The following is a 24,219-nucleotide window of genomic DNA, read 5'->3' on the forward strand; positions in this document are numbered from 1 at the left end:
TAAATGATGAATTATGAAATTTTTTTAAATAAAGAAGATCAACGAAGTTATTCCTTGCTAAGGCATTTAGAAGAAAGTCCCACGCTATCAGGTACTTTTATTGCACTTCGCGAAGAATTATCAATGTCGAATTTTTTAGTCAAAAAAACATTAGAAAAATTAAAAGCAGATATTGACAATCTAAAGTTAAGCGACAGCTTAACTTTAGTCGTTTCTGATGTAGATGTTACACTTGAAATTGATGGAAACTATTCAAGTAAACTTTTGCTCACGAAATACTTAACAGAATCGCTCTCTTTTAAATTAGTGTTGTCTTACTTTAGAGGAAATTATAGTTTGACAAAGTTTGCTGAATGTAATCATGTCAGCACCTCTGTGGCGTATAGTACCTTACAGCGGCTAAAAAAAGCCTTAAAGGAGTATCAGATCTATTTTAGTAAGCGGGAAATTGTCGGCAATCAAAAAGCAATTTCATTTTTTTTGTATAAATTGTTCACGCTTTCCAATCAACCGATTTCCGAATTATATTCGGTAAAAGTCTATAATGAAGCGAAACGTGTATTACAGTCTGTTGAGTTAAACTATACTTTCACCACCTATGAGCGACGCAATTTTTTCCATTATTTAGCTATTATGATTAACAACGAAGGACGTGCGGTGGAAGGGATCGATACGCGTGCACTGAATACATTTTCAGAGGAACTAATAAAAAAATCGCAAGTGGCATGGGCATTGGCCTCAAAATCATTAACGTATACGATTGTTTTTTTCTTGTATTTGCATGGCAAACTAGAGAAAAAATATGTTATTCACGAAGATCCTACGATTGAAAGCCTAACTCGTGTTTTCATTGGAAGTTTTGAAAAAGCATTTAATTGTTTAGAGGAGTCAACAAGGAATACTCTAGAAGAAGGGTTAGCAATTATTCATTTCAATGTTATTTACTTTCCGATTAATATGTTTGACGATTTTGAAATGGATTTACAGTTTTTTAAGCAAACATATCCGGAATTTTATTTTTATTTAATTGAATATATTCGTTGGTTAACAGCAAAACATAAAAAAATTGCGAAAGCCAATCACTGTTTGTTTTTTAACTATCTATTGTTGCTAATTAATCATGTTCCGGTTCATTTAATTGCAGAGCCAGCCAAGGTCCTAATTGATTTTTCTTATGGAAAAGAGTATAACCAATTCATCAAAAAAAATTTATCCGTCTATGTGAATTTAAATGTAGAAATTATTGACCCGTTATCAGATACCTTACCAGATGTGGTGATTACCAATTTAAATAACTTGTATCAAGAAGAAAAGAGTAAAGTTATGGTTTGGCTGGATCCACCTCGTTCGATTGATTGGGTCAATTTAACGCAATCATTATTGACTATTCAAGAAGAAAAATATCAACAACAAAAAGAATCGACAAAGACAAGCGGTGATCCTATCGAATAGAATCATCGCTTGTCTTTGTGTTTAAGTCTTTACAAAACCACCCAAGTGTTTTATAATATGAATATACATTCATATGAATAGAAAAACATTAATGAGGAGGCGCATAACAATGTCAAAACAAACAGGTGCACACACACATGAAGAAAAAGGTAAAAATGTTCCAGTTATTCTCTTTTTTACGGGATTGGCTCTTTTCTTTATCGGTTTATTTTTAGGGAACATGCTCTTAGTGAAAAATATTCTTTTCTCGTTAGCTGCTATTTTAGCTGGTTATCATATTATTGGGGAAGGCTTTGGAGATACGTATCGGGATACGAAAAACAATCGAAAATTTTCGCCTAATATTCATTTGTTAATGACCTTAGCTGCAGTTGGTTCAGCATTAATGGGAAGTTTTGAAGAATCAGCATTGTTGATTTTGATTTTTGCGGCGGCGCATTTCCTTGAAGATTATGCCCAAGGCAAAAGCCAACGTGAAATTACAAAACTATTAAATTTAAATCCAACAGAAGCTCGCCTGATAACAGATGACGGCTCAATTCAAACTGTGTCAGTTGAACAATTGAAGATTGGCGACCGCGTGCAAGTCCTCAATGGTGCGCAAATTCCGACAGATGGCGTCGTGATTGAAGGAAGTACCGCTGTGGATGAATCATCTATTAATGGGGAAAGTATTCCCAAAGAAAAAAATAGTGGGGACCCAGTTTTTGGTAGTACTATGAACGGTTCAGGCACAATTGTTGTTGAAGTAACGAAAGATAGTTCAGAAACAGTTTTTGCAAAAATCGTACAGCTCGTGAACCAATCACAAGAAAATCAATCAGAAATTGCAAGCAAAATTAAACGATTTGAACCAAAATATGTCACACTAGTTTTAGCAGTTTTTCCACTAATTGTTTTAGGTGGCGCATTACTTTTCCAATTGACTTGGGCTGAAAGTTTTTACAGAGGCTTGGTTTTCTTAATTGCTGCCTCACCTTGTGCACTAGCAGCGAGTGCCGTTCCGGCAACTTTATCAGGAATTTCCAATTTAGCGAAACAAGGCGTTTTGTTTAAAGGTGGCTCATTCTTATCAAATTTAGCTGAAGTGAAAGCACTCGCTTTTGATAAAACAGGCACGCTAACAAAAGGCAAACCTGAGGTAACAGATTATCTTTTTGTTGATGGCTTAGAAGATCGCCAAGACGAATTAGTAGCTGTTTTAACAAATATGGAGAAAAAATCCAATCATCCATTGGCGACGGCGATTGTTAATCGCTTTGAAGTAGAAACAACGGCTTTAAATTTAGAAGTAGAAAATATTGTTGGGGTGGGTTTAGTAACGACCATTGCAGACACAACTTTTAGAATTGGTAAACCATCTAGTTTTGAACAAGTGCCAACAATCATTGAGAAACAAACAACGAAATTAGCGAGTGAAGGCAAAACGGTAGTGTACTTTGCCGAAAATGAACAAGTGATTGGTTTAGTGGCATTGATGGATGTTCCTAATGAAGAAGCAATGAACGCCATTCACTATTTCAAGTCACAAAATATTGAAACAACAATGATTACAGGAGATGCAAAACTTACGGGTGAAGCAGTTGGTCGCTTAGTAGGCGTGGACCAAGTTTATGCTAATGTTTTACCTGAGGAAAAATCAGCGATTGTTGATCAATTAAAACGCGAAGTAGGAATGACAGGGATGGTTGGTGATGGCATTAATGATGCACCGGCTTTAGTGAATGCTGATATCGGAGTGGCGATGGGGGATGGTACAGACATTGCTATCGATGTTGCAGACGTGGTAGTGATGAAAAATGATCTTTCTAAATTAGGCTATGCTCACCGTGTCTCAAAACGCTTGAATAAAATTGTGCAGCAAAATATTATTTTTTCAATGTTAGTGGTAGCAACGTTAATTATCTTGAACTTTTTAGGTATTGCGAATATCGCATTTAGCGTACTTATTCATGAAGGAAGTACCTTAGTGGTCATTTTTAATGGCTTGCGTTTATTAGTTAATACAAAATAAGTCAAATAGTCATTTGCAAGAAAGGAGAGAAAGCGATGAATTCTTTAAAAATGATTGAACTTTCTCTCACCGACGTTGTCATTCGGATGGCTCTAGCCGTGGTTTTTGGAGCTTTGATTGGGTTAGAAAGAAGTATTAAAAGAAAAGGCTTCGGTATCAGTAGTAATGCCATTTTATGTTTGGCCTCTTGTACGATTTCCATTTTACAGATTCAATCGGTGGATATTTTAGTCGATGTGGTGAAACAAAATAGCGCCTTGGCGTCCATTATTTCTATGGATATTACACGATATGGCGCCCAAGTGATTAGTGGTGTAGGCTTTCTCGGTGCGGGGATTATCGTTTTTAGAGAAAGGAAAGTCTCTGGGTTAACGACAGCAGTAATGATGTGGAATGTTACTATTATTGGTTTAGTCATTGGGATGGGCTTTTTAACCATTGCGTTTATCAATCTCGTGGCGACTTTGCTAGTATTAGCTCTGGCCCATTTTAAACGAAAAACTCCTTTAAAACGATTGCAGCTTATCGTAAAAATGAAGGAACCTATGATTAAAGAAAGCCGACTGCATGAACAACTTCAAGATTCTTTAGAAAAAGGGGAGCGCTTAGTAGAATTGACTTTGGAATCCGAACAAGAGGCAGTGACAGCAAAGATTTCTTATGTAGGCAAAGAAGATTTCTGGCATTCCAACTTGCACCATCTCTTGAAAGAAAAAGGGCACGTTCAATCTGTCTCTGTCACGGAAACAATTTAACCATAAAATAAAGCACTTGGGCGCTAGCGCGCGCCAAGTGCTTTTGTTTAAATATTTAATACTTTATCTAAGAAATCTTTTGTTCGAGGGTTTTGAGGATTTTCAAAGACTTGCTCTGGCGAACCATCTTCTAGGAAGTTACCGCCATCAATGAACATTACTCGATTAGCCACTTCTTTTGCAAAGCCCATTTCGTGAGTAACGATGACCATTGTCATTCCTTGTTTTGCTAAATCTTTCATTACACCAAGAACATCGCCAACCATTTCTGGATCAAGGGCTGATGTTGGCTCATCGAAAAGCATAATATCAGGATTCATCGCTAACGCACGTGCAATTGCGACACGTTGTTTTTGACCACCAGATAAAGAATCTGGATAGGCATCTTTTTTATCTGCCAACCCAACACGTTCTAAAAGTTCTAACGCTTTTTTCTCCGCTTCGTCTTTTGATAAGCGACCTAAATCGGTTGGTGCTAAAACAATATTTTCTAAAATAGATAGATGTGGAAACAAATTGAAATGTTGGAAAACCATGCCGATATGTTGACGGACTTGGTTGATGTCCGTATTTTTATCTGTCAAGTTCGCACCATCAATAATAATGTCTCCGCTAGAAGCTTCTTCTAATTGATTCAAGCAACGTAAAAAAGTACTTTTACCAGAACCAGAAGGACCGATGACGCAGACTACGTCGCCTTCGTTAATAGAAACATTAATGTCGTTTAAGACCGTGTTGTCACCATATTTTTTTACTAAATGTTCAACTAAGATTTTTTCAGTCATATTAGTTCACCTTCTTTTCAAGGTTTTTCGCTAATTTAGTTAAACTAGTAATTAAAATTAAGTAGATTAACGCAATAACGAAGTAAACCATTGTACTTTGTAATGTCCGAGCAACAATAATTTTTCCTGTTTGTAGTAGTTCGATTAAGCCAATTGCTGAAAGGATAGTTGTATCTTTCAATGAAATAACAAATTGGTTAATGAATGAAGGAATCATAATGCGAATCGCTTGTGGTAAAATAATTTTTTGCATTGTCCGATTATAGGAAAGACCTAAACTTCTTGAAGCTTCCATTTGGCCAACTGGAACAGCTTTGATTCCGCCGCGCACAATTTCAGAAATATAGGCACTGGCATTTAAAGTTAATGTGATAATCCCAGCAATGAAGACCGGGATATTAAAGCCAAGCACACCAGGTAATCCGAAATAGATGAAGAACGCTAAGACCATTAAAGGAATTCCGCGAATTAAATCAACATAAATGGTTGAAAGTACACGTAATGCTTTGATTGGTGAAACGCTGAATAGCCCAAAAATAACGCCGACAATTAAAGCAAGTACGAAGGAAATCAACGTTAATAGAATCGTCATCCATAAACCGTGTAACAATTGTTTCCAGTTGTTTTGCATGAAGCCAACAAACGTAGATTCGTCAGCTGTTTCTTCTTTGGCTTCGTTGCCATCTTTCACGTAAGTGCCGATAATTTTATCGTATTCACCTGTACGTTTCATTTCTTTTAAGCCTTCGTTAAACATTTCAAGTAGTTCAGGATTTTGCCCTTTTTTGACAGCAAAACCGTAAGAACCACCTTTTTCACGAGGAATTGGTGTCGCTAGTGGTTGATTTTGTGCAACCCCATAGCCAATGACAGGATAATCATCCATCATGGCATCAACTTCGCCAATTTCTAACGCACTGTATAATGCATCAGTTGTGTCTAAATACTTAATTGAGTAATCATATTTCTTTTTATTTTTTTCTAAGAAATCAGCACTTTCAGTACCAATTTTTACGCCGACTTTTTTGCCTTTTAAATCATCATACGATTTAATTTTGTCATTGCCTTTTTTGACCGCAATTTGAATACCGCTATCAAAGTAAGGAACAGAGAAGTCGAAGGCTTTTTTACGATCATCCGTAATCGTCATGCCTGCAACCATCCCATCTGCTTGACCAGATTCAACAGCTTGGACAGCAGAACTAAAACCAATAAATTTAAATTCAACAGTAAAACCTTGCAATTCAGCTGCACGTTTGACTAAATCTACATCAATTCCGACATAATCACCTTGGGCATTTTGAAACTCAAACGGAGCAAACGTAGAATCACTAGCAATCACATATTTCTCTTTTTTAGGAGTGATTTTTTTCATCTGTTCGCCAGCGTCTTGTGTGTTTGTTTCATCACCTGTCGCTAAGTAGTTGTTTAAAATTTTATCATAAGTACCATTGTCTTTAAGATTTTTCAAACCAGCGTTGAACTTTTTGATTAATTCAGGGTTTTGCCCTTTTTTCACTGCGAAACCATAAGAACTGCCTGTTTCTTTATCGCCAACTAATTGTAATTTTTGGCCATTTTTAACTGCGTAGCCCAATACAGGATAATCATCAACGATTGCATCCGCTTCACCGTTTTCTAAGGCTTTATAAAGACCCGTTGCATCGTCAAAATTTTTGATGGTGTAGTCATATTTCTCTTTATTTTTTTCAAGGAAATTGGCACTTTCAGTTCCAACTTTAGCCGCAACCGTTTTGCCTTTTAAATCATCATATGATTTAATTTTGTCGTTTCCTTTTTTAACCGCTAATTGTAAACCGCTATCGAAGTATGGATCTGAAAAATCAAAGGATTTTTTTCGCTCATCCGTAATACTCATTCCAGCAATCATGCCATCAATTTGTTTAGATTGAATCGCTTGGACTGCACTATCGAAGCCTAATGGTTTTAAATCCACTTCAAAACCTTGATCTTTGGCAATCGCATCTAATAAATCAACGTCAATACCAATGTATTTTCCTTTTGAGTCTTGGAATTCAAAAGGGGCGAATGTTAAATCCGTTCCAATTGTATATTTCTTTCCTTCTGCATGTGCTGAAGTGCCACTAATGAATGTTAGCAGAGTTACCATCATCACAAAGAAAGAAAGTAAAAAGTGTTTCCTTTTCATAAAATACCTCCTAGTTTTGCATATTGAACAATTATATAGTAAGAAATAGGAAGCTGACAAGTATTTGAACGCTAAAAAGAGAAAAAAACTCTAATTTCCTTACATTGAATGTTATAAAATGTGACATAGAAATTAAGAACAAAAGATTAAGATCAGTTGAAGTCCGAAACAGCAAAAGTGGCGAAAATATGTTCGGTATGTTAAACTAATAAGTGGACATTCTGCCAGAATGGGCCGATAATTTAAGAGAAATTAGACACTTTGAGGGGGAGTTATAAATGATCGAAAGAGAAACTTCCAATACCTTTCATTTGGCTTCTAAATATGAGCCTGCCGGAGATCAGCCAGCCGCTATTGCTGAACTAGTTGACGGTGTCAAAGGTGGAGAAAAAGCTCAAATTTTACTTGGAGCGACCGGAACAGGTAAAACATTTACAATCTCTAATGTGATTCAAGAAGTGAACAAACCAACATTAGTGATTGCACATAATAAAACACTAGCTGGACAATTATACGGGGAATTTAAAGAATTTTTCCCAGATAATGCGGTCGAGTATTTTGTCAGTTACTATGATTATTATCAACCAGAAGCATATGTACCCTCAAGTGATACATATATTGAAAAAGATTCCAGTATTAATGATGAAATTGATAAACTACGCCATTCAGCGACAAGTTCTTTATTGGAACGAAACGATGTCATCGTGGTAGCATCAGTTTCTTGTATTTTTGGTTTAGGGGATCCGCGGGAATACAGTCAACAAGTTGTTTCATTACGTGTGGGAATGGAAATGGATCGTAATGAGTTACTAAAAAGCTTAGTCGATATTCAATTCGAACGAAATGATATTGATTTTCAACGGGGGCGTTTTCGTGTCCGCGGTGATGTGGTTGAGATATTCCCAGCTTCACGGGATGAGCATGCGCTACGTGTTGAATTTTTCGGAGACGAAATTGATCGAATTCGTGAAGTAGATGCGTTAACTGGTGAAATTGTCGGCGAAACAGAGCATGTCGCTATTTTTCCGGCAACACACTTCGTGACGAACGAAGAACATATGGAACACGCCATATCGCAGATCCAAGAAGAATTAGAGGCACGTTTGAAAGTGCTTCGCAGTGAAAATAAATTATTGGAAGCTCAACGTTTGGAACAGCGAACCAACTATGATATTGAGATGATGAGAGAGATGGGCTATACGTCAGGGATTGAGAATTACTCTCGACATATGGATGGTCGCCAAGAAGGAGAGCCGCCATATACGCTGTTGGACTTTTTCCCAGATGACTTCTTACTTGTAATCGATGAGTCTCATGTAACAATGCCGCAAATTAGAGGAATGTATAATGGCGACCGAGCACGGAAACAAATGTTAGTGGACTATGGTTTCCGGTTACCAAGTGCACTTGATAACCGACCGCTTCGTTTAGAAGAATTTGAACAACATGTAAACCAAATTGTTTATGTATCGGCAACACCAGGCCCTTATGAAATGGAACAAACAGAGACTGTTGTTCAACAAATCATTCGACCAACAGGTTTACTAGATCCAGAAGTAGAAATCCGCCCAATTATGGGTCAAATTGATGACTTGGTGGGCGAAATTCATGAACGGATCGAAAAAGATCAGCGGGTGTTTGTCACAACCTTAACGAAGAAAATGGCCGAAGATTTAACCGACTATTTCAAAGAATTAGGCTTAAAAGTTAAATATTTGCATAGTGATATAAAAACACTGGAAAGAACGGAGATTATTCGCGATTTACGATTAGGCGAATTTGATATTCTAATAGGTATTAACTTATTACGTGAAGGAATCGATGTGCCAGAAGTTTCCTTAATTGCGATTCTAGATGCGGATAAAGAAGGCTTCTTACGTAGTGAACGCTCGTTAGTGCAAACGATGGGACGGGCTGCCCGGAACGCTGAAGGAAAAGTCATTATGTATGCAGATAAAATCACCGATTCGATGCAACGAGCTATGGATGAAACGGCACGACGTCGGGCAATCCAAGAAGCATATAATGAAGAACATGGTATTGAACCAAAAACAATTATTAAAGAAATTCGTGATTTGATTTCTATTTCCAAAACAGCTGATAAAGATGAAACCGTGGTTCAATTGGATAAATCATATGAAGATTTATCAAGACAAGAAAAAGCTGATTTATTAATGAAACTTGAAAGAGAAATGAAAGATGCGGCCAAAGCGTTAGACTTCGAAACTGCAGCTACATTACGAGATACCATTCTTGAATTGAAAGCTGCCAAATAAGTCAACCAACGGATTAAGTAAAAGATACGATGAACCATCGTATCTTTTACTAATCTTTTCTCTATAGAATGACTTGAAATGATTTGACGTAAGAGATTTAGTAAAAGGAGAACATATATGGCAAATGATAAAATTGTGATTCATGGTGCACGCGCCCATAACTTAAAAAATATTGATGTCACGATTCCTCGTGACAAAATGGTTGTTGTAACTGGACTATCTGGTTCTGGCAAAAGTTCATTAGCATTTGATACGCTTTACGCAGAAGGGCAACGACGTTATGTAGAGAGTCTCTCTGCTTATGCGCGACAATTTTTGGGACAGATGGATAAACCAGATGTTGACAGCATCGATGGTTTAAGTCCAGCTATTTCAATTGATCAAAAGACGACAAGTAAAAACCCGCGCTCAACGGTGGGGACGGTCACAGAAATCAATGATTATTTACGATTGTTATTTGCTCGGGTAGGTCATCCAATTTGTCCTAACGATCATATTGAAATTACCAGTCAGTCTGTTGAACAGATGGTTGATAAAGTCTTAGAGCTACCAGAGCGAACAAAAATTCAAATTTTGGCGCCTGTTGTGGTCAAGAAAAAAGGTCAACATAAAAAAGTGTTCGAAATGATCCAACGTGAAGGGTATGTCAGAATGCGGGTGGATGGTGAAACCTATGATGTTAGTGAGGCACCAGAACTTGAAAAAAATAAAAAACATGATATTGCGATTGTGATTGACCGTATCGTTGTGAAAGAAGGTATTCGCTCTCGCTTGTTTGATTCGTTTGAAGCGGCTTTGCGTTTAGCTGAAGGTTACGCAATTGTTGATGTGATTGGTCAAGAAGAGATGTTGTTTAGTGAACATTATGCTTGTCCTTATTGTGGGTTTACAGTCGGTGAATTGGAACCGCGCTTGTTTTCATTTAATGCACCATTTGGCGCTTGTCCCGATTGTGATGGTTTAGGTGTTAAATTAGAAGTGGACAAAGACTTAGTGATTCCAGATCCCACTAAAACCTTGAGAGAAGGAGCCATTGTTCCGTGGAACCCTATTAGTTCCCAATATTATCCACAAATGTTGGAACAAGCAGCCACCAGTTTTGGGATTGATATGGATACGCCGTTTGAAGAATTACCTGCAGACCAACAAGAAATTATTTTAAATGGTTCTGGCGAGAAAAACTTTCATTTTCATTATGAAAATGACTTTGGTGGTGTTCGTGATGTGGAAGTGCCATTTGAAGGGATTTTAAAAAATATTAAACGACGTTATCATGAAACAAATAGCGATTTTACACGAGATCAAATGCGGTTATACATGACAGAATTGACTTGTCGAAGCTGTCAAGGGTATCGTTTGAATCCGCAAGCTTTAGCTGTAAAAATCAATGGCACGCACATTGGTGAAGTCAGTGAATTAGCAATAAAAAATGCGGTCCAATTTTTTGAAGGTGTGTCTTTATCTGAACAAGAAACAACGATTGCTCGGCCAATTTTAAAAGAAGTCGAAGATCGGTTAACCTTCTTAAAAAATGTCGGGTTAGATTACTTAACCTTAAGTCGAGCTGCTGGTACACTTTCTGGCGGAGAAGCACAAAGAATTCGCTTAGCAACACAAATTGGATCAAACTTATCAGGCGTCCTTTACATTTTAGATGAACCATCAATTGGTTTGCATCAACGAGATAACGACCGCTTGATTGACTCATTGAAAAAAATGCGGGACTTAGGCAATACATTAATTGTGGTGGAACATGATGAAGATACAATGATGGCTTCGGATTACTTGATTGATGTGGGACCTGGCGCTGGACATCTGGGCGGTGAAATTGTAGCCGCTGGTACGCCGGAAGAGGTTGCTAAAAATCCGCATTCATTGACTGGACAATATCTTTCTGGGAAAAAAGTGATTCCTGTGCCAAAAGAACGTCGCAAAGGTAATGGCAAAGCGATCAAAATCACTGGTGCCAGTGAAAATAATTTGAAAAATGTCAGTGTTGAATTTCCGCTGGGTGAATTTGTTGCTGTCACAGGCGTTTCAGGTTCAGGGAAAAGTACTTTAGTCAATCAAATTTTAAAAAAAGCGCTGGCCCAAAAATTAAATCGTAATTCCAATAAACCCGGGAAACACAAAAGCATCACTGGTTATGAAGCCATTGAAAAGATTGTTGACATTGACCAAAGTCCAATTGGTCGAACACCAAGAAGTAATCCAGCGACTTATACTAGTGTTTTTGATGACATTCGCGATTTGTTTGCCCAAACAAATGAAGCCAAGGTTCGTGGCTATAAAAAAGGTCGCTTTAGTTTTAACGTCAAAGGTGGCCGTTGTGAAGCTTGTCGCGGGGATGGTATCATCAAAATTGAAATGCACTTTTTACCTGACGTCTATGTGCCTTGCGAAGTTTGTCATGGCAAACGTTATAATTCTGAGACGTTAGAAGTTCATTATAAAGGCAAAAACATTTCTGATATTTTAGATATGACGGTGGAAGATGCCGTAGAATTTTTCAAACATATCCCTAAAATTCATCGTAAATTGCAAACAATTGTGGATGTAGGCTTAGGCTATGTGACATTGGGGCAGCCAGCAACTACTTTATCTGGTGGAGAAGCACAGCGGATGAAGCTAGCGAGTGAACTTCATAAAAATTCTAATGGGAAAAACTTTTATATTCTGGATGAGCCAACAACAGGCTTGCATACCGATGATATTGCGCGGTTGCTTCTAGTATTAGAGCGTTTAGTGGAAGCGGGCAATACCGTTTTAGTGATTGAACATAACTTGGATGTCATCAAATCTGCGGATCATGTGATTGATCTAGGGCCAGAAGGTGGCGACGGTGGTGGGACGATCGTGGCGACAGGAACACCAGAAGAAGTTGCTAAAGTCAAAGACAGTTACACAGGATATTATTTAAAACGTGTTCTGAAATAAACATTAATGATTAGATAAAGAACCTTGTTTTTATGGGAAACAAGGTTCTTTTATTATAAAATAACAAATATTTTTTAATAAAAATTAAAAATAAATGTTGACTTAATGTGTAATTAAAAGATATACTATGTTTGTTAACAAAATAACAATGAACACGAAGGGAAGTCTTAAATGAAAAACAAAAAAATAACAACAAGTTTATTAACAGCAGGAATGGTCTTAGCTATCGGAATCACACCTTTTGTACATAGTAACACAATGGAAGCAGCTACTTTAATTTCACAATCAGACCATGAAAAAGTAATGAGTTTTACCAAGAAAGACTTAAAAGAAGCAACGGGCATTCAATTGGAGCCGGCGACAGTACAAGCCGTTCATCAGGAATTAAAGCAACAAATCACCTGGGAAACATTAGGCTATTCCACAATTGATGCGCAAAATATTGCGACACGTTTTACACAAAATACATATCAGGCTCTGGGGATTTTAACAGATATCGCCAACCATTCAGACCTTCAATTGAAAGTCATTACCATTAATAATCCCTATCTAGCAACAGCTAAAATTGGCACCTTTAAGTGGGAAACCGTAACTCCTGAAGTTGGTGGAGACCATGAAACAGCAGACAATGAACTAACCACACCGACACCAACTGTTGCCAGTCTTCAAGAGATTGACGTAGAAATCGAATACGACGAAAATGAAATTGAGTTCACCTATGAAATAAAATCGAACGGAACAATTGAAGCAACGTATGAAGATGAATCTGCTGATTTAGAATTAGAAGGTAAGGCAGCACAAGACAAAATCATGACTCTTTTAGATGGATTGTCAATCAAAACAGCTACAAATGAACAAATTAAAGAACACATTACGAAAAAGTTAGCCGTGAATGAACAAGTAAAACAATTTGAGTTTGAAGCTAATTTTACTGATAAAACAGAAATTGAGTTTGTATTAAAATAACACACAGTTATATAATATAATTCAGCAATTAAAACAGCGTTGACAAAAATGTCAATGCTGTTTTTCTATGAAAGAATAGAAATCTTTATAAGAATGATTGAAAAGCTTTCTTTGATACGCCCGGGGTGTTATAATATAGTGATGCAAGTGAAGGGAGTGTTGAATATGCCAGAAAATTTACAACTGGTTATTATTACAGGAATGAGTGGCGCTGGAAAAACAGTCGCTGTTCAAAGCTTTGAAGACATGGGCTATTTCTGTATCGACAATTTACCACCAAGCTTAATCCCAAAATTTTGGGAATTAATTAAAGAATCTGGAAAAGTTACCAAGATTGCGTTAGTGATTGATTTACGTTCACGGACCTTCTTTAGAGAAATTCAGGATATGTTAGTCGAACTTGAAAATACTAATTTTATTGATACAACGATTTTATTTTTAGATGCCACCGATGAAGAGTTGGTTTCTCGTTATAAAGAGACACGGCGTGCGCATCCAATGGCGATGGATGGTTTAGTGACAGAAGGTATTCGTAAAGAACGTGCAATGCTGGAAGAAATCAAGGCGGATGCTCAGTTGGTCATTGACACTACGGACTTGTCCCCTCGTCAATTGCGGGAACGTTTGAATAAAGAACTAGCAACGAGAGAGACACACGAATTTCGAGTGGAAATGGTGTCCTTCGGCTTTAAATATGGCTTGCCGATTGATGCAGATATCGTCATGGATGTTCGCTTTTTACCTAATCCCCATTATATTGATGAACTACGGCCGTTAACTGGAATGGATCAACCTGTTTATGATTATGTGATGGGCTTCCCAGAAACCGATGAATTTTATACCAAATTTATCGATTTACTGCGAACAGTCTTACCTGGATATAAAAAAGAAGGTAAAAGTAGCGTCACCATTGCAATTGGCTGTACTGGCGGACAACATCGCTCTGTTGCATTGACAGAACGTGTTGGCGCTGAATTAAAAGAGGAAGATTACCATGTAAATATTACTCACCGCGACCGCTTAAAAAGAAAAGAAACGGTTAATCGCTCTTAATGAAAACCTATCGAATTCGTAAACCGAAGATTGTGGTTGTTGGTGGTGGAACAGGCTTGCCAGTAATTTTAAAAAGTTTAAGAAATCAAAGTGTTGATATTACTGCCGTCGTAACGGTCGCTGATGACGGCGGTAGTAGTGGCGAGCTTCGTTCCTCTATTAATAACATGACACCTCCGGGAGATTTAAGAAATGTTTTAGTGGCATTGTCAGATATGCCACAATTATATGAAGATATTTTTCAATATCGTTTTGATAAATCAGATAGTCATTTTGCCAATCATGCAATCGGTAATTTAATCATTGCTGCTGTCTCAGAAATGAGAGGAAGTACGTATGAAGCGATTCAATTACTTTCAAAAATGATGCATGTTGATGGACGGATTTATCCATCATCAGAACGGCCATTAACGTTACATGCCGTATTTAAAGATGGCTCAGTGGCGGTGGGAGAATCAAAAATTGCACTGGATCGCAAGACGATTGACCATGTGTTTGTGACAAATACACACGGAGAAGAACAGCCAAGAGCTGCGCGCAAAGTCGTCAAAGCAATTGAAGAAGCAGACATGGTCGTGTTAGGACCAGGGAGTCTTTTTACAAGTATTTTACCTAATTTAGTTATTACAGAAATTGGTGAAGCCATCAAACAAACGGCAGCCGAAGTAGTCTATATTTGTAACATCATGACCCAAAAAGGGGAAACGGAACATTTTACGGATGCCGATCATGTTCGTGTCTTAAACGAACATCTACAAGCGCAGTTTGTTGATACAGTGCTGGTTAACACAGAAAAAGTACCAGAAAATTACATGGATCCTGAAATTTATGATGAATATTTAGTTCAAGTAAAGCATGATTTTCAAGGATTACGTGAAGAAGGATGCCGAGTCATTTCGACAGACTTTTTAGAATTAAGAGATGGCGGAGTTTTTCATGATGGGGAAAAAGTTGTTGAAGAACTTTTCCGTATCGTATTTGGAACGAAATATTAATTAATCAAAAGAATCAAGAGAGGAGGAGCTTAGATGTCTTTTGCCTCGGATGTCAAAAAAGAGTTAACTGGTTTAGAAGTCCATCGAGAACACGCGAAAGCAGAATTAGCAGCATTAATTCGGATGAACGGCTCACTTAGCTTAGTTAATCAACAGTTTGTCTTGAATGTACAAACGGAAAATGCTGCAATTGCTCGTCGAATGTATTCATTACTGAAAGATCATTACCATGCACAAGCAGAATTATTAGTTCGTAAAAAAATGAAACTAAAGAAAAATAATGTTTACATTGTGCGTCTAAAACAAGATACACAAAAAATTCTAGCTGATTTGGATATTATGGATGGGGTCGTTTTTAATGGCAATGTGTCAAATGAAATCATGGGTAACGCGCAAAAAATGCGTTCCTATTTACGCGGGGCCTTTATGGCTTCTGGCTCAGTTAATAATCCGGAAACAAGTCGCTATCATTTAGAAATTTTTTCAATTTATGAAGAACACAATAATGACATTTGTAAGATGTTGAATTACTATGACTTAAACGCTCGAACATTGGGACGCCGAAATGGGTATATTTGTTATTTAAAAGGTGCTGAAAAAATTGCCGACTTTTTAACGTTAATTGGTGCCACGAACTCTATGTTGAAATTTGAAGATGTCCGGATTGTCCGTGATATGCGGAATTCAGTAAATCGTTTAGTGAATTGCGAAACAGCGAATTTAAATAAAACCATTGATGCGGCTTCAAAACAAATTGAAAATATTCAATTTATTGAAAGTACAGTAGGGCTGACGTCATTACCGGAGAAACTTCAGGAAATCGCAGAATTACGGTTAGAGTATCCGGAAGTTAGTCTCAAAGAACTAGGGGAAATGATTCCTTCAGGAGCTATTTCTAAGTCAGGTATTAATCATCGTATTCGCAAAATTAATGAATTTGCAGAAAAATTACGAGAAAAAAGTGCGTAACTTTTCTGCTCCAGAAGTGAAGAATAACATTTCCGTTTGAAGTGCTATCCTTCACTTTTTCTTTAAGCGTGTAAAAAAAATTAAAGTGTGCAAAAAGTGTGTAGCACTGAAATGTAGTGTTGACCTGTGGTTTAAAGAAACGACGTTGGCACGAATGTTGCATGTAATAAAATGCAAGCGATTACTTATTGCTGTTTTTAACTAAAACATTAAAAACTATTGGAGGGGTCAAAATGGTTCAACGATTAATTAGTGCAAATGCATCAGAAATCAAACGGATGTCAAAAGAAGAGCTGTTTCAGAGTATTAAAGCGAGCGAAGGGCGCGTAATTTTATCGGAAAATGTGGTAGTTCATCCATCCGTAGCAGGTGATATCACTTGTGCGGAAATGTCAAAAGCATATGGCGCAGACATGATTTTATTGAATGTTTTCGATGTTAATCAACCGATTGTAGTAGCCGCTTATGAAGGGCAATATACTGCGGAAACATGTGTCCCTAATGATGAGGTTGTTCATCGTTTGAAAGAACTAGTCGGTTTACCGATTGGTATGAATGTCGAACCTGTTGATGAAAATTTAGACTTAGCTTCAACGAGAGTTTCGATCGAACCAGGTAGAAAAGCATCAGCAGCTACTTTCAAAAAAGCCAATGAACTGGGTTTGGATTTTATCTTATTGACAGGTAATCCAGGAACTGGCGTGACCAACGACTTGATTGCTAAGAACGTGGCCTTAGCCAAAAAACATTTTGATGGCATCATTATTGCCGGAAAAATGCACAGTTCAGGCGTAGATGAACCAGTGGTCAGTTTAAAATCAGCTGAACAATTTATTGAAGCGGGCGCTGATATTGTCTTAGTCCCAGCAGTCGGCACGGTTTGGGGCATCGATGATCAACAAGTCAAAGAAGTTGTGGATTTTGCACATTCAAAAGGAAAATTAGTTATGAGTGCCATTGGAACTTCACAAGAAAGTGCTCAACCTGAAGTTATCCAAGCAATCGGCATTAGAAATAAAATTTTAGGCGTAGATATTCAACATATTGGCGATGCCAATATGGGCTTAGTTGGTATTGAAAATATTAAAGAGCTTTCTGATGCGATACGTGGGAAAAGACATACTGTTGCTAGAATGGCTCGTTCGATTAATCGTTAAAAAAGTGAACAGAGGCACGAATTCAGAAAATTTGAATTCGTGTCTTATGATTTTTTTATTGAAAAACGGTATACTAAAAGAGAAATAAAGGTTTGAAAGGATGAGGTTTTTTTATGGATATTTCAGTAATTGATGCAACAAAAGTTAACACAGAAACAGGGCTTCACATTGGTGAGAGTAATGCCCCTGTCAAAATGATAGAATTTATCAATGTTCGCTGTCCTTATTGCAGAAAATGGTTTGAAGAGTCTGAGGAACTGTTAGCACAATCTGTCAAAAGTGGTAAAGTTGAACGTATCATTAAGTTGTTTGATAAAGAAAAAGAAAGTTTACAACGCGGCAATGTGATGCATCACTACATTGACTATTCAGCGCCTGAACAAGCGCTGTCAGCATTGCATAAAATGTTTGCTACGCAAGATGAATGGGGAAACTTAACCTTAGAAGAAGTAGCGACGTATGCTGAAAAAAATCTGGGCTTAAAAGAACAAAAAGATGCAACGCTTGTTTCCGCAGTGATTGCTGAAGCCAATGCGGCGCACATTCAATTTGTACCAACGATCATCATTGGTGAGCATATCTTTGACGAAAGTGTCACTGAAGAAGAATTACGTGGATACATTGAAAAATAAAAAAATGGAAACAGCGACTGTCGCTGTTTCCATTTTTTTATTTTTAATTTAAGGCGCTACTATTTTCCATTACTTCATCGATTAAACCATATTCTTTTGCTTGTTCGGCAGTCATATAGTTATCACGATCGGTATCACGTTCAATCACTTCAATTGGTTGGCCAGTTCGTTCAGCTAAAATTGAATTTAAACGTTGACGAGTGTCTAAAATGTGACGAGCAGCAATTTCAATTTCTGTTGCTTGCCCTTGAGCGCCACCAAGTGGTTGGTGAATCATGATTTCCGCATTTGGTAAAGCGAAACGTTTGCCTTTTTGACCAGCTGTTAATAAGAAGCTACCCATTGAAGCTGCCATTCCTAATACGATAGTTTGGACATCCGCTTTAACGAAATTCATGGTATCGAAAATCGCTAAACCTGCAGAAACGCTACCACCAGGAGAGTTAATGTACAAGTAAATGTCTTTTTCTGAATCTTGGGCATCTAAGAATAATAACTGTGCAATCACTGAGTTTGCCACGTTATCATCGATAGGGCCGCTTAGCATAATGATGCGGTCTTTTAATAAACGAGAGTAAATGTCATAAGCACGTTCACCGCGAGATGATTGTTCAATAACTGTTGGAATTAAATTCATAAGTAAATCCTCCTATATAAAGAAACTTTTAAAGTCATTCTATCACAAAGCACTTTGAATGCCTATGAAAAGTATACCTCTTTGGTCAATAAAGGTCAACGAAGTCGCTTGAAAAATTTTGTGTCATTTTTTATCCGAAACTTTTGGATTATGTTATACTAAAATGGAAAATTAGAAAAGAGCGAGGGGAAAAATATGTTTGTTTTTATCGCCGGAATGGTCGGTGTAATCGTCGGTGCGCTAATAGTCACAGCAAGTGCCGCCTTACATTCATCTTACAAAGAGCGAAAAGAAGTACGTTATCGTGAACTAGAACATTTGGTTAAAGAAATTGAATCATTGAATTTATTAAATAAAAAAGTCAAAGAAATTTTACAAAAGCGTGAATTATATATAGACAGATCAATTGAATACTTATCGATGGATGATTGTTTCATCAGCATCGATGATTTTATTTATTTGGAATCATTTTCTGCTCAAAATAATTTTTACTTACCGACGTACTTAATTGAAGAATTTTTCAAAAAAATTGCGCATCGTAAAGTCATTTTGACGGCCAGCGAAGTTGCTGAAATGGGTGGTCACACCTATAAAGGCGGCCGTGTTATTTTGGAAAATTTTTCAGACGAGATTTTAGCAATTATTGAAGATAAAAAACGTAAAATGCAGCGTTTGTCTAACGAACCACTTCATTATTTTAAAGCGATTAAATAAAAAAGAACCAGCGTACCCGCTAATTTTTTTGGGTATCTGGTTCTTTTTCTTGTTGTTCCATATCGGTCATAGTGTCTTCAATTTCTTTATGTAAGAAATAAGAAATAACTGTACGGATGATCACCAAGGTTGCCAATTTCAAAATATCTTGAAAAGTTGGTTTGACAATGGATTCAATAATATCAGCAGCAATTAAAATTTCTAAACTTAACAGAATGTAGCTACCAAGGAAGTTTTTGATGAACGTATTCATTTTGGTTAAGGTAAAGCGGCTTTGATTTTGTCGTTCACTTTTAATGAAATCTTTTCCTGCTAAACAAACACCCCAAACTAAAACAATAATCGAAAAAACATTCAGTCCTAAAATACATAGCTCAAAAAGTGGGGTTAAAAGCGTCATTAACTGATGGGGCCACTCATTCATCGTATTCACTCCTACCAAAAAGCCTTTTCTTTAACTATAACGAAACGGCTGACTAACGTCAAATATTGTTGAAATAAACAGGCTAAATTATTCAGCTTATAGAACAAAACTAAGAAATTTATGAATAGCATCTAACAATTAAGTAAAAGGACTGTAAAGGTTCTTTTACTTTTTTTGTGTAAAAAAAGAGTCTTAAAAGGAATCAAGTAGCAAAAAGTAAGTAAAAACCAACTTTGTCAGTGGATAGTCTTTTCATTAATTTTTAAAAGACAAATTTTACGTTTTCAAGAGCCGAATACTGCCAAGTTTTAGCCTTTAAAGGTGATAGAATCAGAAATTGAGTAAGAGATGTGTCACAAAAATAAGGAGACACATCGACTTGATGAAAGATTTAAGGAGCTGTAGTTGAAGTAAAGAGAAGCAAGTGTCCCAAACACTAGCGAAAGAAAATAGGGAGGATTAAAATGTTTAAGAAAGCAACGAAATTATTATCGACAATGGTGATTGTCGCTGGAACAGTTGTGGGAAATTTCAGTCCCACATTGGCTTTAGCCGAAGGAGTGGTTAAAGCAGGAGATACAGAAGGAATGACCAATACGGTGAAAGTGAAAGACGACAGTTTGGCTGACTGTAAACGGATATTGGAAGGACAAGCTGCTTTCCCAGTTCAAGCGGGTGAAACGGAACCGGTTGATTTAGTGGTTGTTGAAGATGCCAGTGGTAGTTTTTCAGATAATTTTCCACATGTAAGGCAAGCGATTGATGAAGTGGTTCAAGGATTATCTGATCAAGACCGTGTGATGCTGGCTTCGTATCGTGGCGGAAAACAATTTATATTTCCTGATGGAAAAGTAAAAATTAATTCAGCTGATTATGATATGAATGTGCGTGTTGATACTCAATTAACCCATGATAAAAGCCAATTTGTCTCTGGATTTGGAGATGTTCGGACGTATGGTGGTACACCAACTGCCTCAGGATTGAAACTTGCTTTAGATACGTACAATCAAACACACGGAGATTTAACGAATCGAAAAACATATTTCTTATTAGTGACAGATGGGGTCGCTAATACACGTTTAGATGGTTACTTGCATAAAACCAACACCAATGATTCAATCAATGAATATCCAGATCCAAGACATCCTTTTCAAGTTTCGGTTGAGTATAGTAATGACTATCAAGGTGCAGCAGCAGAAGTTTTAGCGTTAAACCAAGAAATTACTAACCAAGGCTATGAAATGATTAATGCGTATTGGGAAAGTGTTGAATCTTTAAGTTCAGTGAATTCATACTTTGATAAATATAAAACAGAAGTGGGTCCTTTTGTAAAACAAGAGTTGCAACAAGGGTCTAGCACACCAGAAGATTTTATTACAAGCCAATCTATTGATGATTTTACAACCCAATTAAAACAAATTGTCAAAGATCGTCTGGCGCAATCGACACCAGCAACAGCTTCATTAACGATTGCCAATCAATTTGATATTCAATCGGCGACCGCTACGGACGATGCTGGAAATGATGTGCCTGTTCAAATTAACGGACAAACCATTTCAGCAACTAGTACAGAAGGTTACGTAGGAAACATCACGATTCACTACGAAGTCAAAGAAAATACAGCGATCGATGCAGCAACCCTTGTAAGTAGTGGGACAATGAATCAAGGAACAATTGCTAAGGAATTTCCAGAAGCGACGATTCCTAAAAATGACAATGCGCATGCGTGTGACGTGACGCCAGAAGATCCAACGATTACAAAAGATATCGAAAATCAAGAGCACTTAGATTTAACCAATCGTGAAGATAGTTTCGATTGGCATGTCAAAACAGCCTTTGGTAACGAAACAAGCACTTGGACCCAAGCCAGTTTAGTAGATGATATTAACCAATTATTAGACATTATAGATGTAAAAGTCACAGATGAAAATGGTAAAGATGTTACAGCCAATGGCACAGTAACACAAGAAAATAACAAAGTAACTTTTGAAATGAACAAACAAGCAGACAGCTATGACTATTTAAGCGGTCATACGTACACAATGACTATTACCACTAAAATTAAAACTGACGCAACGGACGAAGAATTAGCACCTTATATTGAACAAGGCGGGATTCCCAACCAAGCTGACTTAAACTTTGGCAACGAAGGTGACGTGTTGCATTCCAACAAGCCAACCGTAACACCGCCACCTGTTGATCCAAATATCACTAAAGACGTAGAAGGACAAGAACATTTAGATTTAACCAACCGCGATCAAGAATTTAAATGGAACGTCAAAACAGCTTTCGGTAACGAAACAAGCACGTGGACCCAAGCTAGCATGGTGGACGACATTAATAAAGTGTTAGACATTACAGATGTAAAAGTCACTGATGAAAATGGTAAAGATGTTACAGCCAATGGCACAGTAACACAAGAAAATAACAAAGTAACTTTTGAAATGAACAAACAAGCAGACAGCTATGACTATTTGAGTGGTCACACATACACAATGACCATCACCACTAAAATTAAAGCTGACGTAACGGACGAAGAATTAGCGCCTTATATCCAACAAGGTGGCATTCCCAACCAAGCCGACTTGAACTTTGGCAACGAAGGTGACGTGTTACATTCCAACAAGCCAACCGTAACACCGCCTGCACCAACGCCAGAAGATCCAACGATTACAAAAGATATCGAAGGCCAAGAACATTTAGATTTAACCAACCGCGATCAAGAATTTAAATGGAACGTCAAAACAGCTTTCGGTAACGAAACAAGCACGTGGACCCAAGCTAGCATGGTGGATGACATTAATAAAGTGCTAGATATCACTGATGTAAAAATCACAGATGAAAATGGCAAAGATGTTACAGCTAACGGCACAGTAACACAAGAAAATAACAAAGTAACCTTTACTATGAACAAAAAAGATGACAGCTACTCATACTTAGCTGGACATACCTATACCATGACCATTACAACCAAAATTAAAGCTGATGCAACGGATGAAGAATTAGCGCCTTATATTGAACAAGGTGGGATTCCTAACCAAGCTGACTTAAACTTTGGCAACGAAGGTGACGTGTTGCATTCCAACAAACCAACTGTAACACCGCTTGCACCAACGCCAGAAGATCCAACGATTACAAAAGATATCGAAGGCCAAGAACATTTAGACTTAACTAATCGTGACCAAGAATTTAAATGGAACGTCAAAACAGCCTTTGGCAACGAAACAAGCACGTGGACCCAAGCTAGCATGGTGGATGACATTAATAAAGTGTTAGACATCACAGACGTGAAAGTCACAGATGAAAATGGCAAAGATGTTACAGCTAACGGCACAGTAACACAAGAAAATAACAAAGTAACTTTTGAAATGAACAAACAAGCAGACAGCTACTCATACTTAGCTGGACATACGTACACAATGACTATTACCACTAAAATTAAAGACGGCGCAACCGATGAAGAATTAGCACCTTATATTGAACAAGGTGGCATTCCCAACCAAGCCGACTTAAACTTTGGCAACGAAGGTGACGTGTTACATTCCAACAAGCCAACCGTAACACCGCCTGCACCAACGCCAGAAGATCCAACGATTACAAAAGATATCGAAGGCCAAGAACATTTAGACTTAACTAACCGTGACCAAGAATTTAAATGGAACGTCAAAACAGCCTTTGGTAACGAAACAAGCACGTGGACCCAAGCTAGCATGGTGGACGACATTAATAAAGTGCTAGATATCACTGATGTAAAAATCACAGATGAAAATGGTAAAGATGTTACAGCTAACGGCACAGTAACACAAGAAAATAACAAAGTAACTTTTGAAATGAACAAACAAGCAGACAGCTACTCATACTTAGCTGGACATACGTACACAATGACTATTACCACTAAAATTAAAGACGGCGCAACCGATGAAGAATTAGCGCCTTATATTGAACAAGGTGGCATTCCCAACCAAGCCGACTTAAACTTTGGCAACGAAGGTGACGTGTTACATTCCAACAAGCCAACCGTAACACCGCCTGCACCAACGCCAGAAGATCCAAAAAAACCTGAACCTAAACAACCGTTAAAACCGAAGAAACCGTTGACGCCTACAAATCATCAAGCACCAACGAACCCAGTCAATTTTGGAAAATCAGCAAGTAAAGGAATTCATTTACCAATGACTAATACAACAGTAAATCCACTTTACATGATCGCAGGTTTAATTGTCCTTATAGTGGCTATTAGCTTTGGCATAACAAAAAATAAAAAAAGAAAAAATTAGACAAAC

The 24,219-nt window shown here is 37.4% G+C and carries 17 protein-coding genes; 13 read left to right on the forward strand and 4 right to left on the reverse strand.

All coding sequences use genetic code 11. The annotated features are described in order from the left end of the window. Positions 1-3: 3 nt before the first annotated feature. The 3 genes from IGJ46_RS02580 to IGJ46_RS02590 all read left to right on the forward strand — a co-directional run bounded on the left by IGJ46_RS02580 (position 4) and on the right by IGJ46_RS02590 (position 4,221). Positions 4-1,452 (forward strand): helix-turn-helix domain-containing protein, encoded by a 1,449-nt coding sequence (locus IGJ46_RS02580; RefSeq protein ID WP_002355612.1) that lies wholly within the window; start codon positions 4-6, stop codon positions 1,450-1,452. 109 nt (positions 1,453-1,561) lie between these two features. Continuing rightward, positions 1,562-3,466 (forward strand): heavy metal translocating P-type ATPase, encoded by a 1,905-nt coding sequence (locus tag IGJ46_RS02585; RefSeq protein WP_016627491.1) that lies wholly within the window; start codon positions 1,562-1,564, stop codon positions 3,464-3,466. A 35-nt stretch (positions 3,467-3,501) separates the two neighbouring features. Then, positions 3,502-4,221 (forward strand): MgtC/SapB family protein, encoded by a 720-nt coding sequence (locus tag IGJ46_RS02590; RefSeq protein WP_002358733.1) that lies wholly within the window; start codon positions 3,502-3,504, stop codon positions 4,219-4,221. Positions 4,222-4,268: 47 nt separating this feature from the next. On the opposite strand, the gene IGJ46_RS02595 is transcribed toward IGJ46_RS02590, so the two are convergent. Next, complete coding sequence (locus IGJ46_RS02595; protein WP_002355616.1) at positions 4,269-5,006, reverse strand: amino acid ABC transporter ATP-binding protein; 738 nt, start codon at positions 5,004-5,006, stop codon at positions 4,269-4,271. 1 nt (position 5,007) lies between these two features. Further along, on the reverse strand, positions 5,008-7,176 hold the full coding sequence (locus IGJ46_RS02600; RefSeq protein ID WP_002355617.1) for an amino acid ABC transporter substrate-binding protein/permease: 2,169 nt from the start codon (positions 7,174-7,176) through the stop codon (positions 5,008-5,010). A gap of 278 nt (positions 7,177-7,454) precedes the next feature. On the opposite strand from IGJ46_RS02600, the gene uvrB reads away from it, so the two are divergent. The 8 genes from uvrB to IGJ46_RS02640 all read left to right on the forward strand — a co-directional run bounded on the left by uvrB (position 7,455) and on the right by IGJ46_RS02640 (position 18,161). Further along, the gene (uvrB, locus tag IGJ46_RS02605) at positions 7,455-9,452 is read left to right on the forward strand and encodes an excinuclease ABC subunit UvrB (RefSeq protein WP_002355618.1); all 1,998 of its coding nucleotides are present in this window, start codon (positions 7,455-7,457) and stop codon (positions 9,450-9,452) included. A gap of 117 nt (positions 9,453-9,569) precedes the next feature. Then, positions 9,570-12,389, forward strand: a complete 2,820-nt coding sequence (gene uvrA, locus IGJ46_RS02610; RefSeq protein WP_083578646.1) for an excinuclease ABC subunit UvrA — start codon at positions 9,570-9,572, stop codon at positions 12,387-12,389. 171 nt (positions 12,390-12,560) lie between these two features. Then, positions 12,561-13,355, forward strand: coding sequence for a YusW family protein (locus tag IGJ46_RS02615; protein WP_002366200.1), 795 nt, complete (start codon positions 12,561-12,563; stop codon positions 13,353-13,355). A gap of 165 nt (positions 13,356-13,520) precedes the next feature. Next, complete coding sequence (rapZ, locus tag IGJ46_RS02620; protein WP_002355625.1) at positions 13,521-14,408, forward strand: RNase adapter RapZ; 888 nt, start codon at positions 13,521-13,523, stop codon at positions 14,406-14,408. Then, complete coding sequence (locus IGJ46_RS02625; RefSeq protein WP_002355627.1) at positions 14,408-15,403, forward strand: gluconeogenesis factor YvcK family protein; 996 nt, start codon at positions 14,408-14,410, stop codon at positions 15,401-15,403. The genes rapZ and IGJ46_RS02625 overlap by 1 nt, the downstream gene beginning before the upstream one ends. 33 nt (positions 15,404-15,436) lie before the next feature. Next, the gene (gene whiA / locus IGJ46_RS02630) at positions 15,437-16,372 is read left to right on the forward strand and encodes a DNA-binding protein WhiA (protein WP_002358736.1); all 936 of its coding nucleotides are present in this window, start codon (positions 15,437-15,439) and stop codon (positions 16,370-16,372) included. A gap of 233 nt (positions 16,373-16,605) precedes the next feature. Continuing rightward, positions 16,606-17,529 (forward strand): PEP phosphonomutase, encoded by a 924-nt coding sequence (locus IGJ46_RS02635; protein ID WP_002358737.1) that lies wholly within the window; start codon positions 16,606-16,608, stop codon positions 17,527-17,529. A 113-nt stretch (positions 17,530-17,642) separates the two neighbouring features. Continuing rightward, positions 17,643-18,161, forward strand: a complete 519-nt coding sequence (locus IGJ46_RS02640; protein WP_002361283.1) for a DsbA family protein — start codon at positions 17,643-17,645, stop codon at positions 18,159-18,161. Between the two features lie 43 nt (positions 18,162-18,204). Here the strand turns inward: IGJ46_RS02640 and clpP are convergent, their stop codons facing one another. After that, complete coding sequence (gene clpP / locus IGJ46_RS02645; protein ID WP_002355633.1) at positions 18,205-18,798, reverse strand: ATP-dependent Clp endopeptidase proteolytic subunit ClpP; 594 nt, start codon at positions 18,796-18,798, stop codon at positions 18,205-18,207. Positions 18,799-18,993: 195 nt separating this feature from the next. Here clpP and IGJ46_RS02650 point away from each other — a divergent pair, with 195 nt between their 5' ends. Continuing rightward, positions 18,994-19,512, forward strand: a complete 519-nt coding sequence (locus IGJ46_RS02650) for a hypothetical protein (protein WP_002355635.1) — start codon at positions 18,994-18,996, stop codon at positions 19,510-19,512. A gap of 19 nt (positions 19,513-19,531) precedes the next feature. On the opposite strand, the gene IGJ46_RS02655 is transcribed toward IGJ46_RS02650, so the two are convergent. Then, positions 19,532-19,936: a DUF1622 domain-containing protein gene (locus IGJ46_RS02655; protein WP_002386155.1), complete on the reverse strand. Its 405-nt coding sequence runs from the start codon at positions 19,934-19,936 to the stop codon at positions 19,532-19,534. Positions 19,937-20,400: 464 nt separating this feature from the next. On the opposite strand from IGJ46_RS02655, the gene IGJ46_RS02660 reads away from it, so the two are divergent. Then, positions 20,401-24,213, forward strand: a complete 3,813-nt coding sequence (locus IGJ46_RS02660; protein WP_218391439.1) for an isopeptide-forming domain-containing fimbrial protein — start codon at positions 20,401-20,403, stop codon at positions 24,211-24,213. The last annotated feature ends 6 nt before the right edge of the window (positions 24,214-24,219 follow it).

Source organism: Enterococcus sp. AZ120, assembly GCF_050546165.1.
GTDB classification, from domain to species: Bacteria; Bacillota; Bacilli; order Lactobacillales; family Enterococcaceae; genus Enterococcus; species Enterococcus faecalis.